The sequence below is a fragment of the Rhodobacter sp. 24-YEA-8 genome (genome assembly GCF_900105075.1).
In the GTDB taxonomy this organism is placed as follows: domain Bacteria; phylum Pseudomonadota; class Alphaproteobacteria; order Rhodobacterales; family Rhodobacteraceae; genus Pseudogemmobacter.
Window position 1 is genome coordinate 1927540 of record NZ_FNSK01000001.1, and the last position, 21951, is coordinate 1949490.

20 protein-coding genes are annotated in these 21951 nt (G+C 64.3%); 7 read left to right on the forward strand and 13 right to left on the reverse strand.

The features are described from left to right. Nucleotides 1-16 precede the first annotated feature (16 nt). On the reverse strand, nt 17-1621 hold the full coding sequence (locus BLW25_RS09455) for a hypothetical protein (RefSeq protein WP_143040483.1): 1605 nt from the start codon (nt 1619-1621) through the stop codon (nt 17-19). A 298-nt stretch (nt 1622-1919) separates the two neighbouring features. On the opposite strand from BLW25_RS09455, the gene BLW25_RS09460 reads away from it, so the two are divergent. Both BLW25_RS09460 and BLW25_RS09465 read left to right on the forward strand, forming a co-directional pair. Next, the gene (locus BLW25_RS09460) at nt 1920-2999 is read left to right on the forward strand and encodes an NAD(P)/FAD-dependent oxidoreductase (RefSeq protein WP_092898472.1); all 1080 of its coding nucleotides are present in this window, start codon (nt 1920-1922) and stop codon (nt 2997-2999) included. Between the two features lie 66 nt (nt 3000-3065). Beyond that, nucleotides 3066-3875 (forward strand): glycoside hydrolase family 25 protein, encoded by an 810-nt coding sequence (locus BLW25_RS09465; RefSeq protein WP_092898474.1) that lies wholly within the window; start codon nt 3066-3068, stop codon nt 3873-3875. Between the two features lie 151 nt (nt 3876-4026). Here the strand turns inward: BLW25_RS09465 and BLW25_RS09470 are convergent, their stop codons facing one another. The 5 genes from BLW25_RS09470 to BLW25_RS09490 all read right to left on the reverse strand — a co-directional run bounded on the left by BLW25_RS09470 (nt 4027) and on the right by BLW25_RS09490 (nt 10156). Continuing rightward, nucleotides 4027-6528, reverse strand: a complete 2502-nt coding sequence (locus BLW25_RS09470) for a GcvT family protein (RefSeq protein ID WP_092898476.1) — start codon at nt 6526-6528, stop codon at nt 4027-4029. 312 nt (nt 6529-6840) lie between these two features. Next, nucleotides 6841-7911 (reverse strand): hypothetical protein, encoded by a 1071-nt coding sequence (locus tag BLW25_RS09475; protein WP_092898478.1) that lies wholly within the window; start codon nt 7909-7911, stop codon nt 6841-6843. 130 nt (nt 7912-8041) lie between these two features. Then, nucleotides 8042-8857 carry a metal ABC transporter permease gene (locus BLW25_RS09480; protein WP_092901807.1) on the reverse strand — a complete coding sequence of 272 codons (816 nt, stop codon included), beginning with the start codon at nt 8855-8857 and terminating at the stop codon, nt 8042-8044. Continuing rightward, nucleotides 8850-9641 carry an ATP-binding cassette domain-containing protein gene (locus tag BLW25_RS09485; protein ID WP_092898480.1) on the reverse strand — a complete coding sequence of 264 codons (792 nt, stop codon included), beginning with the start codon at nt 9639-9641 and terminating at the stop codon, nt 8850-8852. Before BLW25_RS09485 ends, BLW25_RS09480 begins: the two co-directional genes overlap by 8 nt. Beyond that, nucleotides 9638-10156: a transcriptional repressor gene (locus BLW25_RS09490; protein ID WP_092898482.1), complete on the reverse strand. Its 519-nt coding sequence runs from the start codon at nt 10154-10156 to the stop codon at nt 9638-9640. Before BLW25_RS09490 ends, BLW25_RS09485 begins: the two co-directional genes overlap by 4 nt. Before the next feature lie 69 nt (nt 10157-10225). Here BLW25_RS09490 and BLW25_RS09495 point away from each other — a divergent pair, with 69 nt between their 5' ends. Next, on the forward strand, nt 10226-11293 hold the full coding sequence (locus BLW25_RS09495; protein WP_092898484.1) for a zinc ABC transporter substrate-binding protein: 1068 nt from the start codon (nt 10226-10228) through the stop codon (nt 11291-11293). 217 nt (nt 11294-11510) lie between these two features. On the opposite strand, the gene BLW25_RS09500 is transcribed toward BLW25_RS09495, so the two are convergent. Beyond that, nucleotides 11511-12500, reverse strand: a complete 990-nt coding sequence (locus tag BLW25_RS09500; RefSeq protein WP_092898486.1) for an adenosine kinase — start codon at nt 12498-12500, stop codon at nt 11511-11513. Beyond that, the gene (gene nth, locus BLW25_RS09505) at nt 12497-13138 is read right to left on the reverse strand and encodes an endonuclease III (RefSeq protein ID WP_092898488.1); all 642 of its coding nucleotides are present in this window, start codon (nt 13136-13138) and stop codon (nt 12497-12499) included. The genes BLW25_RS09500 and nth overlap by 4 nt, the downstream gene beginning before the upstream one ends. A 288-nt stretch (nt 13139-13426) precedes the next feature. On the opposite strand from nth, the gene BLW25_RS09510 reads away from it, so the two are divergent. Next, nucleotides 13427-14077 carry a YiaD family glycine zipper/OmpA-like lipoprotein gene (locus BLW25_RS09510; protein WP_092898490.1) on the forward strand — a complete coding sequence of 217 codons (651 nt, stop codon included), beginning with the start codon at nt 13427-13429 and terminating at the stop codon, nt 14075-14077. Between the two features lie 86 nt (nt 14078-14163). Here the strand turns inward: BLW25_RS09510 and BLW25_RS09515 are convergent, their stop codons facing one another. Both BLW25_RS09515 and BLW25_RS09520 read right to left on the reverse strand, forming a co-directional pair. Then, nucleotides 14164-14646: a DUF4440 domain-containing protein gene (locus BLW25_RS09515; RefSeq protein ID WP_092898492.1), complete on the reverse strand. Its 483-nt coding sequence runs from the start codon at nt 14644-14646 to the stop codon at nt 14164-14166. Further along, nucleotides 14636-16684 carry an AsmA family protein gene (locus BLW25_RS09520; protein WP_092898494.1) on the reverse strand — a complete coding sequence of 683 codons (2049 nt, stop codon included), beginning with the start codon at nt 16682-16684 and terminating at the stop codon, nt 14636-14638. Before BLW25_RS09520 ends, BLW25_RS09515 begins: the two co-directional genes overlap by 11 nt. A 266-nt stretch (nt 16685-16950) precedes the next feature. Here BLW25_RS09520 and rimO point away from each other — a divergent pair, with 266 nt between their 5' ends. Beyond that, nucleotides 16951-18312 carry a 30S ribosomal protein S12 methylthiotransferase RimO gene (gene rimO / locus BLW25_RS09525; protein ID WP_092898496.1) on the forward strand — a complete coding sequence of 454 codons (1362 nt, stop codon included), beginning with the start codon at nt 16951-16953 and terminating at the stop codon, nt 18310-18312. Nucleotides 18313-18713: 401 nt separating this feature from the next. Here the strand turns inward: rimO and BLW25_RS09535 are convergent, their stop codons facing one another. Next, nucleotides 18714-19103 (reverse strand): YigZ family protein, encoded by a 390-nt coding sequence (locus BLW25_RS09535; RefSeq protein WP_092898500.1) that lies wholly within the window; start codon nt 19101-19103, stop codon nt 18714-18716. 4 nt (nt 19104-19107) lie between these two features. Further along, complete coding sequence (locus BLW25_RS09540) at nt 19108-19839, reverse strand: M48 family metallopeptidase (RefSeq protein WP_253188338.1); 732 nt, start codon at nt 19837-19839, stop codon at nt 19108-19110. 310 nt (nt 19840-20149) lie between these two features. On the opposite strand from BLW25_RS09540, the gene BLW25_RS09545 reads away from it, so the two are divergent. Continuing rightward, entirely contained in the window at nt 20150-20395 is a 246-nt protein-coding gene (locus BLW25_RS09545; protein WP_092898502.1) for a hypothetical protein, read from the forward strand. A gap of 70 nt (nt 20396-20465) precedes the next feature. Here BLW25_RS09545 and BLW25_RS09550 read toward each other — a convergent pair whose 3' ends face one another. Continuing rightward, nucleotides 20466-20717: a DUF167 domain-containing protein gene (locus tag BLW25_RS09550; RefSeq protein WP_092901813.1), complete on the reverse strand. Its 252-nt coding sequence runs from the start codon at nt 20715-20717 to the stop codon at nt 20466-20468. 68 nt (nt 20718-20785) lie between these two features. Here BLW25_RS09550 and BLW25_RS09555 point away from each other — a divergent pair, with 68 nt between their 5' ends. Then, the gene (locus BLW25_RS09555) at nt 20786-21889 is read left to right on the forward strand and encodes a class II histone deacetylase (RefSeq protein WP_092898504.1); all 1104 of its coding nucleotides are present in this window, start codon (nt 20786-20788) and stop codon (nt 21887-21889) included. Nucleotides 21890-21951: the final 62 nt, after the last annotated feature.

Consider the following 21951-nt stretch of genomic DNA (forward strand, 5'->3'; position numbering starts at 1 on the left):
GCGAGGGCCGGACAAGTCACCCCGGAGCCTGCCCTGACGCGCGCGGCGCCACCTCGTCAAAGAAGGTCCAGGTATTGGTGAAACCGGGCCGTGAGACGCCCAGCTCCGCCCGGCTCTGGTCGTTGCGCGAAAAGACCGAATGGCTGTGCTTCACCCGCAAAAGCAGTTCTTCGAGGATCAGCCCCGCCACCGGATCGGCCGCCGCATAGCTCAGCGCCAGCGCATTGGTGTTGAGCAAAAGGTCCGTGCCGCCAAGGCTGTAGCGATCCATGCCGCGAAAGCCATTCTTTGTTTGCGCCTCGGAACCGGGATAGACCGCATTGGTTTCATGCCCCTCAATGGCACGCTCGCCCTCATAAATCTTCATCATATTGGCGTAGAAATAGCCGATGCCGCCGATCAGGCGCTGCGCCTCGCTCCGGCCGTGATCGAGGAAGGTCTGCAGGCTCGAGATCAGCCAGCGCGTGCTGAGTTCCGCCGCGAGGTTCTTCCCCTCCTCACGCCAGATGCGATGGAAGAGATCACGGGCCTTGTCGTTCAGCTGGGTATCGCGGCGCAGGTACGAGATCGTCAGGCCCAGCGTCCAGGCCAGTTCGCTGCGGCCGCGGAAATGATAGCGCAGAATATCGGCCTGGTCGCGCATATCGCTGCGGCTGACCTGGAGCATTTCGGCGTCAGCGGCCATCTGGCTTGCGCCAAGCGCGGCGAGGTCAGCGTCGGGGCCTGGCAGGATATCGGCGACCTGCTCCGGCGCGCCCACCCGCTCTGCCGCCCGGCGGGCAAGGGCAGAAAGCCCGGGCACATCCGGCTGCGGCGCGGGCGGCCAGGCCGGATCCCCTCCCCCGGGTGCCCCGGCGCGATCTGCCGCAAGCAGCCGGTCTTTATAGACCGGAAGGAGCCTGGAATTGTCGGCAAAACGGTTGAGCCGTTCCAGCCGCGCCAGTGTCTCTGCAGGCAGCGACAGATTTTGCACCATCGCCGAACAGTCAAACCCCTGCGGCAACGCCTGGAACCCGGCATGGAACAAGAGCCGTGTCACCCCATGATCCGGCGCGCGGCGATACTCTTCGATGAACACCGTCCCGGGAAAGGTCTCTTCCAGTTTTGCCGTCAGATCCTCCCAGCGGAAATCCGTGACCGCCGCCGAGAAATCCTCAAAACGCGAGAATTTGGCCTGATAGCGCAGATGCTGGGCATAGCAGCTGCGCAGCCATTCCTTTTCCTCGCGGCGGAAAAAGACGAAAACCGGCCGGTGGCGCGCAAAGATCCGCGACATGATGCGGATGTTCTTCACCAGTGTCGGATAGACCTGCGTGGTATTGGTGCGCCCAAACAGATCGCCGGCGAAATCCTCTTGCGAAAGAATGGTGACCGGGCCCGGGCCTTTGCCGATCTCATGGTCAAGCCGGGTCAGAAGCCCCCTGGCCGCATCGAAATCTTTGGCGGCCAGAGCCTTTCCGGCCTGCGATGGCAGCGGACCGGCAAGGGTGGAAACCCCGGCTGACAGCAAAAGCGCGGTATTCTGGCACAGCATATTCTGGATCGCCGTGGATCCGGTCTTATGCGGGCCAAGATGGACAATCAGCGAGGATTGCGCGGGAAGGACGGACGGAACTGGCACGATACGCACAACTGGAGCGGAACTGGTTACAAGGGGCACGAAAGACAGAACGGGGCAGACAGGACCGACATTGGCGGGAAACAACCGCCCTGGCCGGACAATACAGGTCTTCAAAACACAGATCTTCCGCGAATCGCAAAAGATTAACAAAAGATTAACCCACCCCGCTGAAAGCCGTGACTCCTCTTTGCGGCCCTGGTTAATTCCTCCCCATCCTGGCCACAGACCGCGCAACCCCGGACCACTTGCGATGCTCCCGAAACAATGAGCTTATCCGGCCAGGGCGAGGAGGAAACGCATGGACCAGGATTTCATCATCATCGGCGGCGGGATCGCGGGGATCTCGCTTGCGGCCAGGCTGGCCCCGGCCGGGCGGGTGCTGCTTCTCGAGGCCGAGGATCAGCTGGCGCATCACGCCTCGGGCCGCTCGGCCGCGCTTTATGAGCCGAATTACGGCCCGTCGGCAGTGGTGGCGCTGTCGAAAGCCTCGGAGCCGCATTTTCGCGCGACGGCGGATATTCTAACCCCGCGCGGTCTTCTTTTGGTTGCAGGCACCGGCGAGGAAGACGCGTTCAAGGCCGAGGCGCAGGCCATGGAGATGACGCAGATCCCGCCGGATGAGGCGAGAGCGATGGTGCCGATCCTGAGGCCAGACCGCATCACCCTCGCGGCGCATTCCACGTCCGCAGAGGATATCGATACCGATCTGCTCCTGCAGAATTTCGCCCGTGAGGCCCGGATGGCGGGGGCTCAGATCCGGGTCAAAGCGCGGGTGACCGGGATCCGGCGCGAGGGCAGCGGCTGGCATGTCACCTGGCAGGGCGGCGAGGCGCGGGCACAGGTGCTGATCAATGCCGCCGGCGCCTGGGTCGATGAGGTCGCGGCCCTGGCGGGGCTTTCGCCGCTCGGGTTCAGGCCGCTGCGCCGTTCCATGGCGCGGATCCCCGCACCTCTGGGGGTGGATGTGGCCCGCTGGCCGATGGTCTTCGGCCCGGAAGAGAGCTGGTACATGAAGCCGGATGCCGGCGCGCTGATCGTCTCGCCGGCCGAAGAAGACCCGGTTGATGCGCCGCATGACGCCTGGGCCGATGATATGGTGCTGGCCGAGGGGCTTGCACGCTATGAGGATTGCGTGACCGAGCCGGTGACGCGCCTCCTCGCAAGCTGGGCGGGGCTGCGGACCTTTTCGCCCGACCGCCAGCCCGTGATCGGCTTTGCGCCAGGGCAGGCGGGGTTCTTCTGGCTGGCGGGCCAGGGCGGCTATGGCTTCCAGACCTGCCCGGCGGCGAGCCAGCTCGCGGCCGCGCTGATCCTTGGGAAAAGTCCGGAACTTGCGCCCGACCTGGTCGCCGCGCTCACCCCCGCGCGCTTCGGGTAAAGAAGTCCCACCCAAGGGCAAAATGACCCCGTGACAGCCCGGCCCGGATCGGCGACGATCCGCGCCATGACCCGTATCCTGATCGCACTCGCCCTGAGCCTGACCCTTGCCGCCTGTGGTGGCGTCGGGTCCAGAGACCGCCCCGCCGCGCGGCCTTCCACCCCAATCGCGTCCAATGTTGTGACCGCGCCGAATTTCGGTGATGCAAAGCCGGTGACCGGCTGGGGCGGCAAACCCCCACAGGGCTATGCCGTGCACGGGATCGACGTCGCGCGCTACCAGACCGAGATCGACTGGGCGACCGCCCGCGCCAATGGCGTCAATTTCGCCTTCATCAAGGCGACCGAGGGCGGCGACCGGGTCGATCCGATGTTCGAAGAGCACTGGCGCGGCGCAGGTCGGGCCGGCGTCCGGCGTGGTGCCTATCATTTCTTCTACCATTGCCGTTCCGCCGAAGAGCAGGCGCGCTGGTTCATCCGCCATGTGCCAAAAGTGGCAGGCGGCTTGCCCCCCGTCCTCGATATGGAATGGACCCCTTTCTCGCCGACCTGCACCATCCGTCGCGAGGCCTCCGTGATCCGCGAAGACGCGCGCATCTTCATCGATATCCTGACCCGGCATTACCGTCAGAAACCGATCCTCTACACCTCGATCGATTTCTTCGAAGACAATCAGATGTGGAAAGTGACCGGGGCCGATTTCTGGCTGCGCGCGGTCGCGAAACATCCGCAGGACCTCTATGACGGGCAGCACTGGCTATTCTGGCAATATACCTCGACCGGGCTGGTCCCAGGGGTCAAAGGCGAAGTCGACATCAATGTCTATGAGGGCAATCCCGTCCAGTGGAACGCCTGGCTGGCCGCGCGCGCACCCTAACCGGAGACAAGCGGGGGCCAGCCCCCGCACTCCCGGGATATTTATGGACAGATGAAGAAACCTGCCCTCAACAAAAGGGCAGGTTTTTTTGTTTTCATCTGTCTGAAAATATCCCGGGGTCCGGGGCAGAGCCCCGGACGCTGGCCACAGCTCAGCCGTCGATGCGAATGCGGGTATTGGCCGGATCATGCGGGCTGTCTTCGACAACAACCGCATCCCATTCTTTCAACAGCATCTTAACCTTCAGCTTCGTGCCGATCTCGGCCAGGTCGGGACGAACATAGCCCATGCCGATCTGCTTGCCGAAGACCACTGACCAGCCGCCCGAGGTCAGGCGCCCGATTTTCTCGCCATTCAGAAGCAGCGCTTCCTTGCCCCAGGGATCGGTATCCGACGGGCCATCGATCAGCACAGTCACGCATTTCGCGCGCACGCCTGTGTCAAGCATCGCCTGTTTGCCGCGGAAATCTTTCTCAAGATCGACAAAGCGGTCGAGCGCTGCTTCCAGTGGCGTTGCGTCGCGGCCCAGTTCGGTGCCGAAAGCGCGATAGCTTTTCTCCTGGCGCAGCCAGTTTTGCGCGCGGGCGCCGACCGGGGTCAATCCGTGCTTCTCGCCTGCTTTCAGCAGCAGATCCCAGAGGTAGCGGCCGAATTCGATCGGGTAATGCAGCTCCCAGCCGAGCTCGCCCGTATAGGCCACCCGGATCGCGCGGACCGGGCACATGCCGAGTTCGATGTCGCGATATGAAAGCCAGGGGAAACGTTTGTTCGAAAGCACGGTTTGCGGGTTTGCGTCTTTGACGATCTCATTGAGGATCGCGCGCGAGGTCGGGCCGGCCAGAGCGAAGACCCCCCATTGCGTGGTGATGTCATGGATGTCGATATGCCCGCCACCGGCTGCGATGAAGTCTTCCGCCGCTTTGTGCAGGAAGTCGGCATCATAGGCGGCCCAGGCCCCGGCCGAGATCAGGTAGTATTCATCCTCGGCCAGACGCACGATGGTATATTCGGTGCGGGTGGTGCCGGCATCAGTGAGCGCATAGGTCAGATTGATGCGACCGACCTTGGGCAGCTTGTTGCAGGTAAAATGGTCGAGGAAGGCCGTCGCGCCCGGGCCGCGCACGAGATGTTTGGTGAAGGCGGAGGCGTCGATGATACCGCAGGTCTCGCGCACGGATTTCGCTTCGCGCTCGGCAAATTCCCACCAGGCGCCGCGGCGGAAGCTGCGGGAATCATGGTCGAATGTCGGCGATGCATCGAGCGGGCCGTAATAGTTCGGACGCTCCCAGCCATTGACCTGGCCCATCTGCGCGCCAAGCGCCAGCTGGCGGTCATAGGCGGGCGCGGTGCGCAGCGGGCGGGCCGCTTCGCGTTCCTCATCCGGGTGGTGGAGGATGAAGACATGCTCATAGCATTCCTCATTCTTCTTCACCGCGTATTCGGTGGTCATCCAGGCCCCGTAGCGCTTGGGATCAAGCGACGCCATGTCGATCTCGGCCTCGCCCTGCACCATCATCTGGGCGAGGTAATAGCCGGTGCCGCCAGCGGCGGTGATTCCAAAGCTGAACCCTTCCGCCAGCCACATATTGCGCAGGCCCGGCGCCGGGCCGACCAGCGGGTTGCCATCGGGCGTATAGCAGATCGGGCCGTTGAAATCATCTTTCAGACCAACGACTTCCGACGAGGGCAACCGGTGGATCATCGACATATATTCTTCCTCGATCCGCTCCAGATCGAGCGGGAAGAGGTCGGCGCGGAAGCTGTCCGGCACGCCGTAGGGGAAGCGGGCGGGTGCGCCGCGCTCATAGGGGCCAAGGATCCAGCCGCCGCGTTCTTCGCGGACATACCATTTCGCATCGGCATCGCGCAGGACGGGGTGTTCCGAGTTTCCGGCGGCGCGATATGCGACCAGCGCCGGGTCGGGCTCGGTCACGATGAACTGATGCTCGACCGGGATCGCGGGGATCTTGATGCCGAGCAGTTTCGCCGTGCGCTGCGAATGATTGCCGGTCGCGGTGACGACATGTTCGGCATGGATCTCGAACTTCTCTTCGGTCGGCACCAGATTGCCGCCGACATCGGCCATGCGGGTGACCGAAACGATCCATTCCGAACCCGTCCAGCGATAGCCGTCGACCTGGATCTTGCGCTCAATCGTCACGCCCAGCTGGCGCGCGCCCTTGGCCATGGCCTGGGTCACATCGGCGGGGTTGATATAGCCGTCCTGCGGGTGGAAGAGCGCGCCTTTCAGATCATCGGTCCGCAGGAGCGGCCAGCGCTCTTTCATCTGCGAAGGTGTCAGGAATTCATGGTAGACGCCTGCGGTCTCGGCGACCGAGGAATAGAGCATATATTCGTCCATCCGGTCATCGGTCTGCGCCATGCGCAGGTTGCCACAGATGGAAAAGCCCGCATTGAGGCCGGTTTCAGCCTCCAGCCCCTTATAGAAATCGACCGAGTATTTATGGATATGGGTGGTCGCATAGCCCATGTTGAACAAAGGCAGCAGGCCGGCCGCGTGCCAGGTCGAACCGGAGGTCAGCTCGTCGCGTTCGACCAGCATCGTCTCCCAGCCCGCCTTTTGCAGGTGATAGGCAATCGAAGTGCCAACGGCACCGCCGCCAACGACGAGGGCTTTGACATGGGTTTTCATCTGGGCTTCTCCGGCGGGATGATCTTGGCGGAATGTGGTGGGTCATTACTGCCAGAGCGGCAGAAGACGGGGCTGCACCGCACGACCCATAGCGTCAAAAAGCGACATCGGCGCAGTTCGCGGGAGTGATGGCTGCCCCTTTGCGGGGGCCCCCGTGCAGGCCTCGCGTGATTGCGAAGCCCTCGCGCGGAGGCGGCACGATGACATAGGCGCGCCGCACGGTGATTGATCCGCCGGCCGGGCCGTCCCTGCGCACGGCCTTCGCAACCAAAGGCGCGGGCCCGGGCCAGGCTGGCCGGCGGCGGCAGGCGCCTATTCTGCCTGGGGCGCCGCCACGCCACAGGTCTTGCGACCGCCGACCTTCTTGCAGTCATCCTGCAAACCGCTGTCCTTGCCGCCGGTCCTGAAACTGCTGCGGCCAGGATCATTTTTTGCGACACCCCGCCGGATCGCCACCGTCTCTTTCGGTGCAGCGGCAATGGCCGCACCCGGTTCCCCCTCAGCCACAACAGGCCCGGCTTCGCTCAGCCCGGCCCGGAGCGCCTCGCGCGCGGCGGTAAGGCGGGCATAATCCGTGCTGAACCCCGCGCCGGCCTCTTCCAGCACAGCCCGCTGGGCATCGGACATGCCCGCAACCAGCACGGCGAGGCGCTTTTTGCCGTCCTTCACCTCGCCCATGCCCGCAATTGGCGCCGCCAGGCGAGCATTCATCGCCGCGACATTCAGCGTGGCGAAAAAGCTCAGCAGGGTCTCGTCCGAGATCCGTTTCGGCGCCGAGACGCGCAGCACGATCTGCCCGTCAATCCCTGCGCGCAACACGCGGGCCGGGATCTGCGGCGCCAGCAGCGCCTCGCGGATCTCAAGCCCCGCGATGTTCATCAAGGGCTGATTGCCGATCTGGCCAAAGGGCGCGCGGTTCTGGTCCAGCAGGCTTACGCCAACGGGCGTTGCAAACAGCGTGTCGGGATAGCGCACCAGTTCCGCGACCAGGACACCGTCGGGTGTATCCCAAGCCGCGCTGGCCTGCTCGACACCCGCGCCGCTGTCCTCGATCGCGGCATCTTTCAGCAAGGCCTGGCGGCGCGCGTCCAGCCCCCTGACCGCAAGCGCCTTGCCATCTGCCCTGGATACTGTCCGGCGGGTCCAGCCCTCTGGTGCCTCAGGGAACATATCGGCCAGCGCCGTCACGCCGCCGCCGGGCAGATGCGATAAATCGGCACTGCCAGGGCCCGAGGCCCAGGCAAGGACGTATTGATCAAAGGTGACCTGATCGCGCCCCTCATCCAGATTGGCCTGATTGGTCTTCTGAAAGCCGACCCACAGCCAGGCAGTCAGGGCCGCCACCGGCAGGACGATACCGATCAATATATTGCTAAAACGCATTCCACACCTGCAAAGCCGTCGGGCACCATGCCGTCCGGGCCCCGGGGTATTGCAGAAATCGGGCAGGTCTCGGGCAATGGCGCGGCAGTTTTCAGCCGGATGCCGCACCTTCCTGCGGGCGCTGACGCCCTCAGCCCTGCCGGGATGCGGGCCTGATCCGGGTCACAAGCCCCGAGACCAGCCCCGCCAGCGCGAACATTCCTGCCGCCGCGACAATAACCGAAGGCCCTGCCGGCGTGTCCTGCCAGAGCGAGAGCTGCAGCCCCAGAAAGACCGAAACCACGCCAAACCCCACCGCCAGCACTGCCATCGCCTCGGGTCCGCGCGCCAGCCAGCGCGCGCTTGCCGCCGGGATGATCAGCATGGCCGCAATCAAAAGCGCGCCGACCAGCTTCAGCGCCACTGCAACCACCACCGCCAGCGCCACGACCAGCACCAGCCGTTCCCGCGCAGGGTTAAGGCCCGAAGCATGGGCGAGATCCTCGTTCAGCGTCGTGGTCAGAAGCGCCTGCCAGCGCCAGGCGATCAGCGCCGCCACAAGCCCTGCGCCGATCCATATCCAGGCCAGGTCGCCAGTGCCGACCGCGAGGATATCACCGAAAAGCCAGGAGGACAGATCGCTGCGCACGGTCGGGAAATAGCTGACCGCCACCAGGCCGAAGGCCAGCGCAGAATGCGACAGCACGCCCAGCACCGTATCCATTGCCCAGCCCCTGACCGCCAGCGCCGCCACCGTCACCGCCATCGCAAGCGCCACGACCAGGGTGCCCAGGCTCACCGGCAGATCAACCGCCAGCGCCAGCGCCACGCCAAGGATCGCGGCATGTGCGGTCGCATCGCCGAAATAGGCCATGCGCCGCCAGATGACGAAACAGCCAAGCGGGCCGGTCGCAAGCGAAAGCCCTGCCCCCGCAAGCGTCGCGCGGGTTACCAGATCGTCAAACATGCGGGGCGTTTCCGTGATGGTGGTGGTGATGGTCATGATCATGGCCGCAGCGATGATCCTGCGGTCCGTTATGATCATGATCGTGTTCATGGCGATAGAGCGCCAGTGCGCCATGGGTGCCCATGCCGAAAAGCGCGCGATATTCCGGCGCGGTCGAGACCACCTGCGGCGTGCCCTGGCAACAGATATGACCGTTAAGGCAGATCACCCGGTCGCTTGCCGCCATGACGACATGCAGATCATGGCTGACCATCAGGACAGCAGCACCGGTCCCGGCCCGCACCTCCTCGATCAGCCGGTAAAAGGCGGCCTCGCCCGGCTGGTCAAGGCCCTGGGTCGGCTCATCCAGAATAAGAAGCTGCGGGGCCGACAGCAGCGCGCGGGCCAGGAGCGCGCGCTGCATCTGCCCGCCCGACAGCGCGGCCATCTGCAAGCCCCCCTTGCCTTCCAGCCCGACCTGGGCCAACGCGGCTTCGGCGCGCACATCGGTCACGCGCCTGGGCAGCGACAGAAAACGGCGCAGGCTCAGCGGCATGGTCCGCTCAATCACCAGCCGCTGCGGCACATAGCCGATCCGGAGCCCAGGCGCGCGGGTGATACTGCCCTTGCTCAGCGGCAGAATGCCCAGAAGCGCGCGCAGGAGCGTCGATTTCCCCGAGCCGTTGGGGCCAAGAATGGTGACGATCTCGCCAGGCTCGATGCCAAGCGAAATATCATGCAGCACCTCATCACCACCAAAGCGGATGCAGATGCCTGTCGCGCTGAGCAGGCTGCCGGTGCTCACGCCGCCTGCTCCTGGCAGCTGGGGCAAAGCCCGAGCGCCTCGACGGTCGAGCGTTCAACGCGAAAACCAAGGAGGCCGGCCGCAGCGTCCAGCGCCTCGCGCACCGCCGCCGCCGGGGCCTCGGCCACGGTGTTGCAGATGCGGCAGATCAGGAAAGCGGGCGCATGGGCCTCACCGGGATGCATACAGGCGGTAAATGCGTTCAGCCGCCGCACCCGATGGGCAAGCCCTTGTTCAACAAGGAATTCCAGCGCCCGGTACGCCACCGGCGGCTGGTTGCCATAGCCCTCGGACGCGAGGCGCTTGAGCACATCATAGGCCCCCATGGCGCGATGTTCCTCCAGCAGGATCTCCAGCACCCGTCGCCGCACCGGCGTCAGCCGCGCCCCATTAAGGGCCACCAGCCCATCGGCGCGTTCCAGCACATCCTGGGCGCAATGGGCATGATCATGGCGGGCAAAGGCCGCAGCCGGCTCCTGGCAGGCCGGACAATCCGTAGCGTGATCATGTGCCATATTGGCCCCTTGACGTGTTATGGTATTACATACATAGATCATGCGCCTCTCATGCGGAAGACCTGTCTCATGCGTTATATCATATCGAACACCCTTTCCAGCGCCGCCATCCTGCTTGGCAGCGCCGCTCTCCTTCCTGCGGCCTTTGCCACCGCCGCCTTCGCCGAAGTGCCGAAAGTGGTGACCGATATCCCGCCGGTCCACTCGCTGGTCGCAGCGGTGATGGGGGATCTCGGCCAGCCCGATCTCCTGCTGGAACCCGGCGCATCCGAACATCATTTCCAGCTGCGCCCGTCCCAGGCGCGCGCACTTTCGGCGGCGGATCTGGTGGTGCTGATCGGGCCGGAGCTGACGCCCTGGATTGAACAGCCGCTCGCGCTGCGGCCGTCCGGCGCTGCGGTGCTCGGCCTCCTTGCGACAAAGGGCACGCATCTGCAGGATTATGCCAAAGACGGCGATGCAGAGGAGCATGACCACGACCACGGACATGATCATGCGCACGATCATGATCATGATCACAACCATGAAGACGGTCATGACCATGGCGAGGCCGCGGGCGACGGCCATGATCATGACCATGATCATGATCATTCCCATGAGGGAACCGACCCGCATGCCTGGCTCGACCCGGCCAATGGCAAGCTCTGGCTCGGGGTGATCGCAGCTGAACTGGGCCGGCTGGATCCCGAGAACGCAGCGATTTATCAGGCCAATGCCGCCACCGCCGCAGAGAAAATCACGGCCGCCGATACCGAGGCGCAGGCGCTGCTCGCCCCGGTCAAAGACCAGCCTTTCGTAGGCTTTCATGACGCCTGGGGCTATTTCACCGCGCATTACGGGCTCAGCTCTGCAGGATCGATTTCGCCGGGGGATGCCAGCACGCCAGGCGCGAAACACCTGACCGAGCTGCGCGCGAAAGTCGCCGCCGGAGAGGTGGTCTGCCTTTTCCCCGAGGCCGGACAGGACCCGGCTCTGGCGGAACGGGTGGCGGAAAACACCGGTGTCCGGATCGGCGCCGCGCTTGACCCCGTGGGGACCGCGATGCAACCGGGACCGGAGCTCTATACGCTGCTGCTGACCTCGACCGCCCGGCATCTTGCCGACTGCCTGTCGGCAGGCCCTGTCGCGCAACCCTGATCAGAGGCTCTGAATGTGGCGTGCCCCCGGGTGTATCGGGCTGATCATCGGCGGCGGCATCACAAATCAGCTGTTCGCGAGGAAAGAGGCGCCGCAACCAGGATGACCCGCGCAGCAGCCGCATCGGCTGCCCGCCGGAACCGGGTCGCTGCAGCAGGCGGCGGCCCGGTTTCTCTATAAGAAACCGGGCGCAAGGATGCGCCCGGCTTTCCTGTGGTCAGCCAGTCACCAGACCTGCGGCGCGGAACAGCCCCAGCACATCCGTCTCGGGGCGTGCGCCGAAATGGCCAATCACCTCGGCAGCGGCGACGCAGCCCATCCGGCCAGACACTTCGAGCGAGGCCCCGGTCGCGAGACCATAAAGGAAGCCCGCCGCGAACTGATCCCCTGCCCCGGTCGCATCGACCGGCACCACGCGGGTGACCGGCACCACCACCTGCTCATCGCCGCGGATCAGGATCACTTCGGAGCCAGAGCGGGTGCAGACCACCAGCCCGGCATCCTGCGCCGCCTGTTCCAGCGCCGTTGACAGATCGGTCTCGTAAAGCGAGGCCCATTCATGCTCATTGCCGATGACGTAATCGAGATCTTTCACCAGCTTGCGGAAACTGTCGCGGTGACGGTCGACGCAGAACGGGTCCGAAAGTGCGATCCCGGCCTTGCCGCCGCCCTGACGGGTGAGCTTTGCGGCGCGTTCAAACGCCGCCTTGCCCTTGTCCTTGTCGTAAAGATAGCCCTCAAGGAACAGGATCCCGGCGCCACCGGCGACCGAATCCGACACATCCTCCGGCCCCAGTTCGGACGATACCCCGAGATAGGTGTTCATCGAACGCTCGCCATCGGGCGAGACAAAGATCATCGAGCGCGATGTCGGAAGCTCTGCGCCTGGCACCGGCGGGTTTACGAAATCGGTGCCCTCATCCGCCATGCTTTGCGCGTAAAAGCGACCAAGGCCATCATCGCTGACCCGGCCGATAAAGCCGGTCGAAAGGCCAAGACTGCCAAGGCCCGCGATGGTATTCGCGACTGAGCCGCCCGGTGCCTCGCGACGATTGTCCATCGCATCATAGAGAAACTCGCCCCGCTCGCGCTCGACCAGCTGCATGATGCCCTTTTCGATGCCGGTGCGCGTCAGAAAGCTGTCATCCGCAGTGGAGAGCACATCCACGATGGCATTTCCGATGCCCACGACCTGGTATTTCTTCATGTCTTCTCCTCGAAAAGGCACCAGTCTCTGATCGGGCAGATGCCGCATTTGGGGTTTCGCGCGATGCAGATATACCGCCCATGCAGGATCAGCCAGTGATGCGCGTGTTGCTGGAATTCGGCGGGAACATTGTCTTCGATGGCGCGCTCAACGGCGGTCTCGTCGCGGCCCGGACAGATGCCGCTGCGGTTGCCGATGCGGAAAATATGGGTGTCGACGGCCTGGGCCGGGATGCGGAACCACATATTCAGCACGACATTGGCGGTTTTCCTGCCGACCCCGGGCAGCGTCACGAGGGCTGCGCGCGAGGACGGCACTTCGCCGCCATATTCGTCAATCAGACGCTGGCTGAGCCTGATGACGTTTTTCGCCTTATTGCGATAAAGGCCGATGGTCCTGATATGCTCGATCAGGCGCTCCTCACCAAGCGCGAGCATCTTTTCCGGAGTATCGGCGATCTGAAACAGCTCGCGCGTCGCGCGATTCACGCCCTTGTCGGTGGCCTGAGCCGACAACGCCACTGCCACCAGCAGCGTGAAGGCGTTGGTGTGGTCAAGCTCGCCCTTTGGCTCGGCTTCGGTTTCCCGAAAGCGGGTGAAGACGGCGTGCATCGCGTTGTAATCGAGCTGGCGTATCATGGCAGCGCTTTGCCATGGCGGGAGGGCGGGAAACAAGCGTTTTGCGCCAATTGCAGCGGGATTATCCTATGGCCTGTGGCGGATGCCGCCGGCGGGAGTACCCGGATCAGGGGAAAACAATCCCTCACGCCTCTTGCCCGGAAAGCCGCAAACATGGGCCGATCGGCACAGAGCCGCGCATGGGACAGGTCAGCGTCACCCCACTGTCACCGATCCTTTTCAGGTGATATAGGATAGGGCAAGCCCGGCCTTTTGCGGGCCAAACCTCTGTCAGACAAGAGCAGCACCATGACCAGGATTTCCATTCTACTTGCTTCGGTATGCGTCATCGCCCTGACGGGCTGCGTCGATCCGAATGCCTATCCCGACAATCCCAATGCCCGCACCCAGCAGGGCGCGATCATGGGCGGTCTGGTCGGCGCGGCGGCGGGCGCCAGCTCGGGCGGCAAGGGCAGCCTTGGCAAGGCGGCCGTGGGCGGCGTGATCGGCGCCATCGCGGGCGGCGCCATCGGGGCAACGCTGGATCAGCAGGCAGCCGAGCTGCGCTCGCAGATGTCGCCCGGCGTCAATGTCACCAATCATGGCGATTACCTGCTGGTGAACATGCCGCAGGATCTGCTGTTCGCAACCGACAGCGCCACGCTTTCGGGCTCGCTGCAGGGCGATCTGCGCGCCGTGGCACAAAGCCTGACGCGCTATCCGAACAGCCAGGTCCAGATCATCGGCCATACCGATTCGACCGGGGCTGCCGCCTATAACCTCGACCTGTCGCAGCGCCGCGCCAATTCGGTTGCGACCGTTTTGCGCAACAATGGCGTACCAGCGGGCCGGATCTCGGCAATTGGCCGGGGCGAAGATGTGCCGGTGGCCTCGAACCAGACCGCCGACGGTCGTGCAAAGAACCGCCGCGTCGAAATCTATATCCGCCCGACCAACTGAGCCGGCGGAAAGAATGCAGAAGGGCCGGGATTACCCGGCCCTTTTTTAATGTCCTGAGGTTCTTTTGTCTGGTTCTGCCCCAGGGCTCAGCCCGCGATACCTGCAACCGGCGTGTCCTGGCTGAAGAGATTGATCCAGGCCCCGCCCTGTCGGCGCCAGATCGAACTGACATAGTAGGCCTCATCCCTGATCGCGCCCTTGCGGCGAAAATCGGCACGATAGGCCAGGAGAGCCAGTTCTGTGGCAGCGCCCGGGCCGGGTGGCCCGCTGTCTCCAGGCCCCTCACAAGACGCCCTCTTCTCATCCGGTTCCAGGTCTTGCGGGGCAATGTCATGCGGATCAAGGCCGCCCAGGCGCATAAGGCGCAGTTCTGAAAGCCGGAAATGCTCCGTCACCGGCCCCTCTGCGAGTTGGCCGATATGGCCGGCTTTATCGGAGAATCCGCTCGGATAGACGCCCAGAAAGCTGTCATCCAGCGCCGCCCCATCTGCGGTGGCATCGCCCGCCACCAGCGCCTGCCAGACCCGGTTCTCGGCCGCTGTCAGCTCGGCCAGCAGATCAGTTGCCACCAAGGATCCCTTCCAGAAGCCGCCCGGCTTCTTGCGAGACCGCCTCGCGGGCGCGGCGTTTGGCGGCATCCTGCAGGCTTTCCTCTGCGGCGGCCTCGATCCCGAGCTCGGATTTCAGCTTTGCCTCAAGCTCGGCTTTCGCCCGCGCTTCCGCCTCTTTCGCCTCCTGTTTCAGCCGTTCCTCGGCGGCCTTTGCCTCGGCCTCCATCTTTTCGCGCGCGATGGCCTCGAGATCCAGGCGGTAGGTCGGATCCGCCCAGGAACCGGTGATCCGCAACGGCACCATCACACCGCCGGTGCCCTCACCGCCGCCCGGGAAGGCGGTCGGGCGCAGCCGCATGTCGAGATCGCGGTCCCCCAGCCCGATGCGCCCCGCGCCGCTTGCGGTCAGGTAGGGGGCGACGAGGCTCAGATCGCTGGTGGTGAGATTGCCGTCCAGAATGGTGAATGTGCCGGCGATCCCGTCGAAAATCGTCTTCTGCCCCTCGCCGACATAAGAGGTGTCGAGCCGACGCAGCATGCCCGCGATATCGAGCCCCCGGAGTTCCCCCTTGCCCAGCGTCAGGCTGCCATCCCCTTTCAGGCTGCGCATGATCTCATCAATGGAATTGCCGACGCCGAGGAATTTCAGATTGAGGCTCGCCTTGGTGATCATCCGGTCCCAGCCGGCAAGATCCTGCATCAGGGGCGCTACATCGAGCCCCACAAGCGAAAGATTGCCCCCGACCGACAGCCCGCCCCGGCCATTGACGACGAATTCGCCGCTGACCGCGCCACCATAGGCCGCAAGCTGGCGCAGATCGAACACCGCACGCGCGCGGTCAACGGTCAGCATGAAGCGGGTTTCACCGAATTTCACCACGCCCAGATCGACCGAATTGGCGGCGAGGCTGATATTGGCATCGACGAGGCCAAGGGCCGAGACGTCGATATGGTCCCTGGGCCAGCCCCGTGCCTGCATGCCCCCCGCTGCGCCACCGCCGGGTCCAGGGCTGCCACCGCCGCCCGCGAGGCCAGCGAACTCAAGCGCATCTGCCCGCAGATTGCCCGAGATCTTCGGGCGCGCCTCGCCCTGGCTCAGATCAAGATCCCCGAGCAGGCGGTTGTTATCCGCGATGATTTCAGCGCCGCGAAGATAGAGCGCGCCTTTTTCATCCAGCATCACCTGACCGGTGACGGAAAGCCTGTCGGCGCCAAAGCCCGTAGGAGGGGCCGAAACCGCCGTTCCCAGGGCCGCCCCCAGGGCGGGGATATCGGAAAGACTGGCGGTCAGCGCGCCCTCGGCCGCCCGGGGCGCCCAGCCGCCACGCCCGACAAAGCCGATCCGGTTCTGCCCGATGGTCAGATCAAGCGTCAGCGGCACCACCCGCCCATCGGCAAAGGCGGAAAACACCCCGCCTTCGGCGCTGATCGACAGGGGCTGGCCAGAGGCGACCGCGCGCGCGTTCAGGGTGAAGGGCCCGGTGAAATCGGGAATGGAAATCTCGGCATCGACCCCGTCCAGCACCAGATCCTGACCCGTGCCATGGTCGATATAGCGCAGTGTCGCGCCGGAGATGAGACCGCGTTCGAGCGTGAAGGCGGTCGGGCCAGCGGGCGCATTGACGGCGGGTGCTGTATCCCCCGCCCCGTCTGGTGTGGCGACTGGCTCGGGCTGAAATTCCCAGTTGGCTTCGCCGCTTTTGCTGCGCTCAAGCTGCAGACGCGGGCGTTGCGACGCGATCCCGAGGATTTTCACATCGCCCCCGAGAAGCGCCGAAGCACTGAGTTCGATGGTCACGCTGTCCGCCGCAAAGAGCGGCGTGGCACTGTCGGACCAGGCGGCATTGGCGATGGTGACCGGACCGGTTTTGATGCCCAGAACCGGCCAGAACCGGGGCGATACCTCGCCCTCGATATGCAGGGCACGGCCGGTGGCTTTTTCGAACTGATCCGCCGCCAGCCGGGCGATCCGTTCGGTCGGGATCAGCATGACACCGATCACCAGGATCAGCACGAGGACCGCCAGACCCGCAAGCGCCCGCCAAACCCACCGCATCGCCGTCTCCAGTCTTTTATTGTGCTCTGGTAACGAGTTTAGGAGCGGAGCGGTTCCCCGGGCAAGGAGCGCTGCGTGATGCAGCACGGCTCTGGCATCAAATTGCCGGGAGCGGAGGCCTTGTCGTTCCCCTGTCCGGGATGCGGGCGCCTTGCAGCGGGAGTATTTCTGTCAGGAAGCCGGCGGCGAAGGCCTTTTATACTTTGAGGCGCGACAGAAACCGATCCCTCTATCCGAGGCGGCGGGAATGACCTATATGCGCGCGCATGTCGCAAAATCCTCCGCTCCTCCGCCCTGACCTTGCCCGTGCAACCGTCCCCGAAATGGCGCGCCGTGAGGGGCAGCCTACAATCGGCATGGTCTCGCTCGGATGCCCCAAAGCGCTGGTCGACAGCGAGCGGATCCTGACGCGGCTCCGGGCCGAGGGCTATGCGATCTCGCCCGATTACAAGGGTGCCGATGCGGTGATCGTGAACACCTGCGGGTTTCTGGATTCGGCCAAGGCCGAAAGCCTTGATGCGATTGGCGAAGCCCTGCGCGAGAATGGCCGGGTGATCGTGACCGGCTGCCTGGGGGCCGAGCCCGAATATATCACCGGCGCGCATCCCAAAGTGATGGCCGTGACCGGCCCGCATCAATATGAACAGGTTCTGGATGCGGTGCATGGCGTCGTGCCGCCCTCGCCCGATCCGTTTATCGACCTCCTGCCGGCCTCAGGCATCCGCCTCACGCCACGACATTTCTCTTATCTCAAGATTTCAGAGGGTTGCGACCATAAGTGCAAGTTCTGCATCATCCCCGACATGCGCGGGAAGCTGCAGTCACGCCCGGCAAAGGCGGTCTTGCGCGAGGCGGAAAAGCTGGTCGAGGCAGGCGTGAAAGAGCTGCTGGTCATCAGCCAGGACACTTCGGCCTATGGCACCGACTGGAAAGGCCGCGACGAGAAATTCCCGATCCTGTCGCTGGCGCGCGATCTCGGCTCGCTCGGTGCCTGGGTCCGGATGCATTACGTCTATCCCTATCCGCATGTGCGCGACCTGATCCCGGCCATGGCGGAAGGGCTGATCCTGCCCTATCTCGACATCCCCTTCCAGCACGCCCATCCCGAGGTGCTGAAACGTATGGCGCGCCCCGCAGCGGCGTCGCGAACGCTGGACGAGATCGCCGCCTGGCGCGCCGCCTGCCCCGATATCGTGCTGCGCTCGACTTTTATCGTGGGGTATCCCGGCGAGACCGAGGCAGAGTTCCAGACGCTGCTCGACTGGCTGGATGAGGCGCAGCTCGACCGGGTCGGTGCGTTTAAATACGAGAATGTGAGCGGTGCACGGTCAAACAGCCTGCCCGATCATGTGCCGGAAGAGGTCAAAGAAGAGCGGTTTGCCCGCTTTATGGAGAAAGCCCAGGCGATTTCCGAGGCGAAACTGGCAGCGAAAATCGGCACCCGGATCGAAGTGATCGTCGATGAAGTGGATACAGACGGCGCCACCTGCCGCACCAAAGCGGACGCGCCGGAAATCGATGGCAATCTCTTTATTGACGAGGATTTCGAGGGGCTGACCCCCGGCGATATGGTCATGGTCGAGGTGGACGAGGCCGGGGAATATGACCTCTGGGGCCGGCTGGTCTGAACGGCTCCCTCTGAGACGGCGGCGCGGCGAGACCAGTAGCGGCACTGATATGCCGCTTTCGCGCCATCTTCTTTTGCCACAGAGAGCCCGTATTACGGAGGCTTTTCTGTGTTTTTGCATCATTCCATTCTCCTTGGCAGGCGCCGGTCCATGGCGTTGCTGATCACGGGCGCGCCGACAGCGACACGGATCGCGCCTGGGCAAAGGATGGGCTGACCCGCCAGAGCAAGAAATCGCAGCTGACCCTGCGCCAGGCGATCCAGCCGGAACATATGAATGGCCGCAGCCTGCTCAGCGACGGAGCGGGGCCGGTGCTCGACACGGTTCTGCGCCGTGATCTGGCCGCGATCTGCCGCGCGACAAAGCGGCCGAAGTGGCACGGCCACGGATCCGGGCGCGTGTCAGCGCCCGCTCTGCTCGCGCCGCGCCTCAAACCAGGCCCGGACACAGGCGGTGACATGCGAAAACCGGTCGCCGCCCAGATGCACCCCGCCATACCAACGGGTGACGACAATGATATGGTCCTTCAGCCCTTCACGCTCCAGCATCCGAAGGATGATCGCCGCCGCACCGCTTTCGCCGTCATCATTGCGCAAAGGCCCGTCTGCCAGCGTATCGGCAGCCCAGGAATTATGGGTCGCTTTGGCGAATTTCTTGTCGCGTTTCAAAGCCGTGAGAAAGGCCAGGGCGCCTGCCTTATCCGCCACCGGCCCGCCCGACACCGCATAACGCGAGCCTCGGTCACGGATCACATCAGCAAGCGTGAAGCCTCTATCCGGCAGATCCGCCATCCGCTCAGCCGCCCGCGAGCCGCTTCACCGTCGCACGGACCACGGCGAGGCGTTCGGAATTCGCGGGATGCGACCCCATGAAACGGTCACCGGGATCGGGCAGACGGGTGAAGAAATTCGCGCCCCGGATCGGATCATAGCCCGCCGCCATCGCGATCTCGGCCCCAAGCGCGTCGGCTTCCAGCTCGAATTCCTTGGAATAATGCTGGGCGGCAAGGCCCGCGCCTATTTCCTGGACGCGCTTCAGTTCCTCGCCGGTCAGGCCTGCCGACTGGCCAAGGATGCCAACCAGAATCGCCCCCGTCATCGCCTGATCCTGACGGCGCGGGATATGGCCGGCAATGTGATGCGCCGCCTCATGGCCCAGCACGAAGGCCAGCTCATCGGGGTTCTTCGCCAAATTGAGCAGGCTGCGGGTGAAGACGATCACCGGGCGGCCATTGTCGTCAAGCGTCTGGAAGGCATTGGCGGGCTGCGCGCGGTCTTCATCCACCGCGATCTGGAAGGCGCAATTGCCCCTGCGCAGCTTCTCGCGGCAAAAGCGAATGACAACCGGGGTCATACGCGCGGCGACGTCAAGGATCGGGTCATTGGCGGCAAGCGGCTTGCCGTTCGAGGTCAGAACTTCCTGGCGCGTCGGGGTGCTGCCTGGTCCGCTCCCGGTCGGATAGCCCGCAGGGACCACACAGCCTGACAGCACCATGGCAGCCGCAAGCCCCGCGGCGAGAACCGGCATCCGGACCAGCCGTCCCAGGGCGGGGATCAGACCAGGCATCAGGGCCAGAGGGGAAATTTTGGACGGGGAATCGAGAACCATGGCGCCGGACAATCTGAAAAAGGCAGTTCAGCCTTAGCAGCAACTCTCCCCCCGCGGAAAGGGCACATTGCCGCCAGGGCCGGATGTGGATCACGCGCGCGCGCCTGCACACCAACAGTTTACCGCCAGACCGGGCGGCCCGCAAAGGGCACCGCCATGGGGAGGAAATAATCGCGGAAGCGGGGCCGCATACATTGCCCCCCGCGCGCAAAGCGGCCATGCTGGCCTCATGTTTACGATCGAGCACGAATATGACGCCACGGTTGTCACCCTGATCGACGAGGGGGGCGATGGCATGCCGCTGACCGGCGATGTCACCATCACCGCTTTTGATGAATGCGTGACGGTCGAACAGACCGATCCCGAAACCGATGAAACCTCGCGCATCACCCTGTCGATGGCGCAGATCGCCGATCTGGCCGCCGCGCTCGACCTGCCCGAGGGCAGCTACCGGATCGAAATGCGCAAACGCTGAAACCGGACGCATCTTTCGCACCGCTCAGGGGTCTGGCAGGTGTCGCACGTTCAGGTGGAGGCCACGGGCTTCAGTCCAGCCGGAAGAGCTTGTCGCGCGATTTGGCCCCCCGGATCAGGGTGAGCCGCGATTTGGCCACGCCCATCGCTTTCGCCAGCAGATCGCGCGCCGCAAGGGTCGCGCGGCCATCTTCGGGCACCACCGTCACGCTGATCCTGACGGGCATGCCGGGCTCCAGCTGTTCGCGCCGCGCATTGGGCGTTACCCGCACTGCGATTTCCGTCCCGCTCACCGCCATTCCGGTCAGATCCGGCAAAGTCATATTCGCGTCCTTTCCCCTTGCGGTCAGCATTGGGCTTCGCAACTCTGGCCACAAGACAGGAGGCCCGGATGGTCACAGGTTTTTTCTCAGATGAGCGGTGTTTCTGGCATGGCGGCGGCAATTATGCACTGACCCTGCCGGTTGGTGGCCTTGTACAGCCAACCATGGGCGGGCTGCCCGAAAACCCTGAAACCAAGCGCAGGCTGAAGAACCTGATCGAGGTGACCGGGCTGATCCGTGATCTCGACCACCGCAGCAGCGATCCGGCGACGGATCAGGAACTCGCCCGGGTACATCCCCGGGCCTATCTTGACGCCTTCCGCGCCGCTTCGGATGCGGGGGGCGGCGAGCTCGGTCTGCGCACGCCGTTCGGGCGCGGCGGGTATGAGATCGCGGCGCTTTCTGCGGGGCTGACCGTCGCCGCGCTGCGGTCTGTGCTGGCAGGTGACTTGCAGAATGCCTATGCCCTCTCGCGCCCGCCGGGGCATCATGCCCTTCCCGACTGGCCGAATGGCTTTTGCCTGATCAACAATATTGCGGTGGCGATCGAGGCCGCCCGCGCCGAGGGAAGTGCGACCCGTTTTGCGGTGGTGGACTGGGATGTTCATCACGGCAATGGCACCGAGGCGATTTATTATGCCGATCCCGATGTGCTGACGATTTCCATCCATCAGGAGCATAATTACCCCCTTGATACCGGAGATGCGGCGGATCGCGGCGAAGGTGCCGGGCTTGGCGCCAATATCAATCTGCCATTGCCGCCCGGTGCCGGTCATCGCGCCTATCTGACTGTGTTTGAAGAGATCGTCGTCCCGGCGCTGCACCGGTTTCGCCCGGATGTGATTCTTGTGGCCTGCGGCTTTGATGCGTCGGGCGTTGATCCGCTCGGCCGGATGCTGGCCACGGCCGAGACCTTCCGGCAGATGACGCGCATGGTGATGGAGAAGGCGCGGGATCTGTGCGGCGGGCGCCTCGTTCTGAGCCATGAGGGCGGCTATTCCGAGGTCCATGTCCCGTTTTGCGGCCACGCGGTGCTTGAAGAGCTTTCAGGCAGCAAGATCAGCGCCCCCGACCCGCTGGCCGCGACACTTCTGCAACGGCAGCCCCCGGCGCGAGCGGATGCGTTCCACCTGGACTGGATCCGCGAGCTTGCCGTTCTGCATTCGGCCTGAGGCCCGGAATTGCAGGCCGGCTCGCACTCCCTGGCAGGGCAGCCAGTCCTGATGAAGGAGCC

What these genes read in the sequence shown, in the direction of transcription:
- BLW25_RS09460 (WP_092898472.1), top strand. Translation starts at nt 1,920, where the DNA reads ATGGACCAGGATTTCATCATCATCGGCGGCGGGATCGCGGGGATCTCG.
- BLW25_RS09465 (WP_092898474.1), top strand. Translation starts at nt 3,066, where the DNA reads ATGACCCGTATCCTGATCGCACTCGCCCTGAGCCTGACCCTTGCCGCC.
- BLW25_RS09470 (WP_092898476.1), bottom strand. Translation starts at nt 6,528, where the DNA reads ATGAAAACCCATGTCAAAGCCCTCGTCGTTGGCGGCGGTGCCGTTGGC.
- BLW25_RS09475 (WP_092898478.1), bottom strand. Translation starts at nt 7,911, where the DNA reads ATGCGTTTTAGCAATATATTGATCGGTATCGTCCTGCCGGTGGCGGCC.
- BLW25_RS09480 (WP_092901807.1), bottom strand. Translation starts at nt 8,857, where the DNA reads ATGTTTGACGATCTGGTAACCCGCGCGACGCTTGCGGGGGCAGGGCTT.
- BLW25_RS09490 (WP_092898482.1), bottom strand. Translation starts at nt 10,156, where the DNA reads ATGGCACATGATCACGCTACGGATTGTCCGGCCTGCCAGGAGCCGGCT.
- BLW25_RS09495 (WP_092898484.1), top strand. Translation starts at nt 10,226, where the DNA reads ATGCGTTATATCATATCGAACACCCTTTCCAGCGCCGCCATCCTGCTT.
- BLW25_RS09500 (WP_092898486.1), bottom strand. Translation starts at nt 12,500, where the DNA reads ATGAAGAAATACCAGGTCGTGGGCATCGGAAATGCCATCGTGGATGTG.
- nth (WP_092898488.1), bottom strand. Translation starts at nt 13,138, where the DNA reads ATGATACGCCAGCTCGATTACAACGCGATGCACGCCGTCTTCACCCGC.
- BLW25_RS09510 (WP_092898490.1), top strand. Translation starts at nt 13,427, where the DNA reads ATGACCAGGATTTCCATTCTACTTGCTTCGGTATGCGTCATCGCCCTG.
- BLW25_RS09520 (WP_092898494.1), bottom strand. Translation starts at nt 16,684, where the DNA reads ATGCGGTGGGTTTGGCGGGCGCTTGCGGGTCTGGCGGTCCTCGTGCTG.
- rimO (WP_092898496.1), top strand. Translation starts at nt 16,951, where the DNA reads ATGTCGCAAAATCCTCCGCTCCTCCGCCCTGACCTTGCCCGTGCAACC.
- BLW25_RS09535 (WP_092898500.1), bottom strand. Translation starts at nt 19,103, where the DNA reads ATGGCGGATCTGCCGGATAGAGGCTTCACGCTTGCTGATGTGATCCGT.
- BLW25_RS09540 (WP_253188338.1), bottom strand. Translation starts at nt 19,839, where the DNA reads ATGCCGGTTCTCGCCGCGGGGCTTGCGGCTGCCATGGTGCTGTCAGGC.
- BLW25_RS09545 (WP_092898502.1), top strand. Translation starts at nt 20,150, where the DNA reads ATGTTTACGATCGAGCACGAATATGACGCCACGGTTGTCACCCTGATC.
- BLW25_RS09550 (WP_092901813.1), bottom strand. Translation starts at nt 20,717, where the DNA reads ATGACTTTGCCGGATCTGACCGGAATGGCGGTGAGCGGGACGGAAATC.
- BLW25_RS09555 (WP_092898504.1), top strand. Translation starts at nt 20,786, where the DNA reads ATGGTCACAGGTTTTTTCTCAGATGAGCGGTGTTTCTGGCATGGCGGC.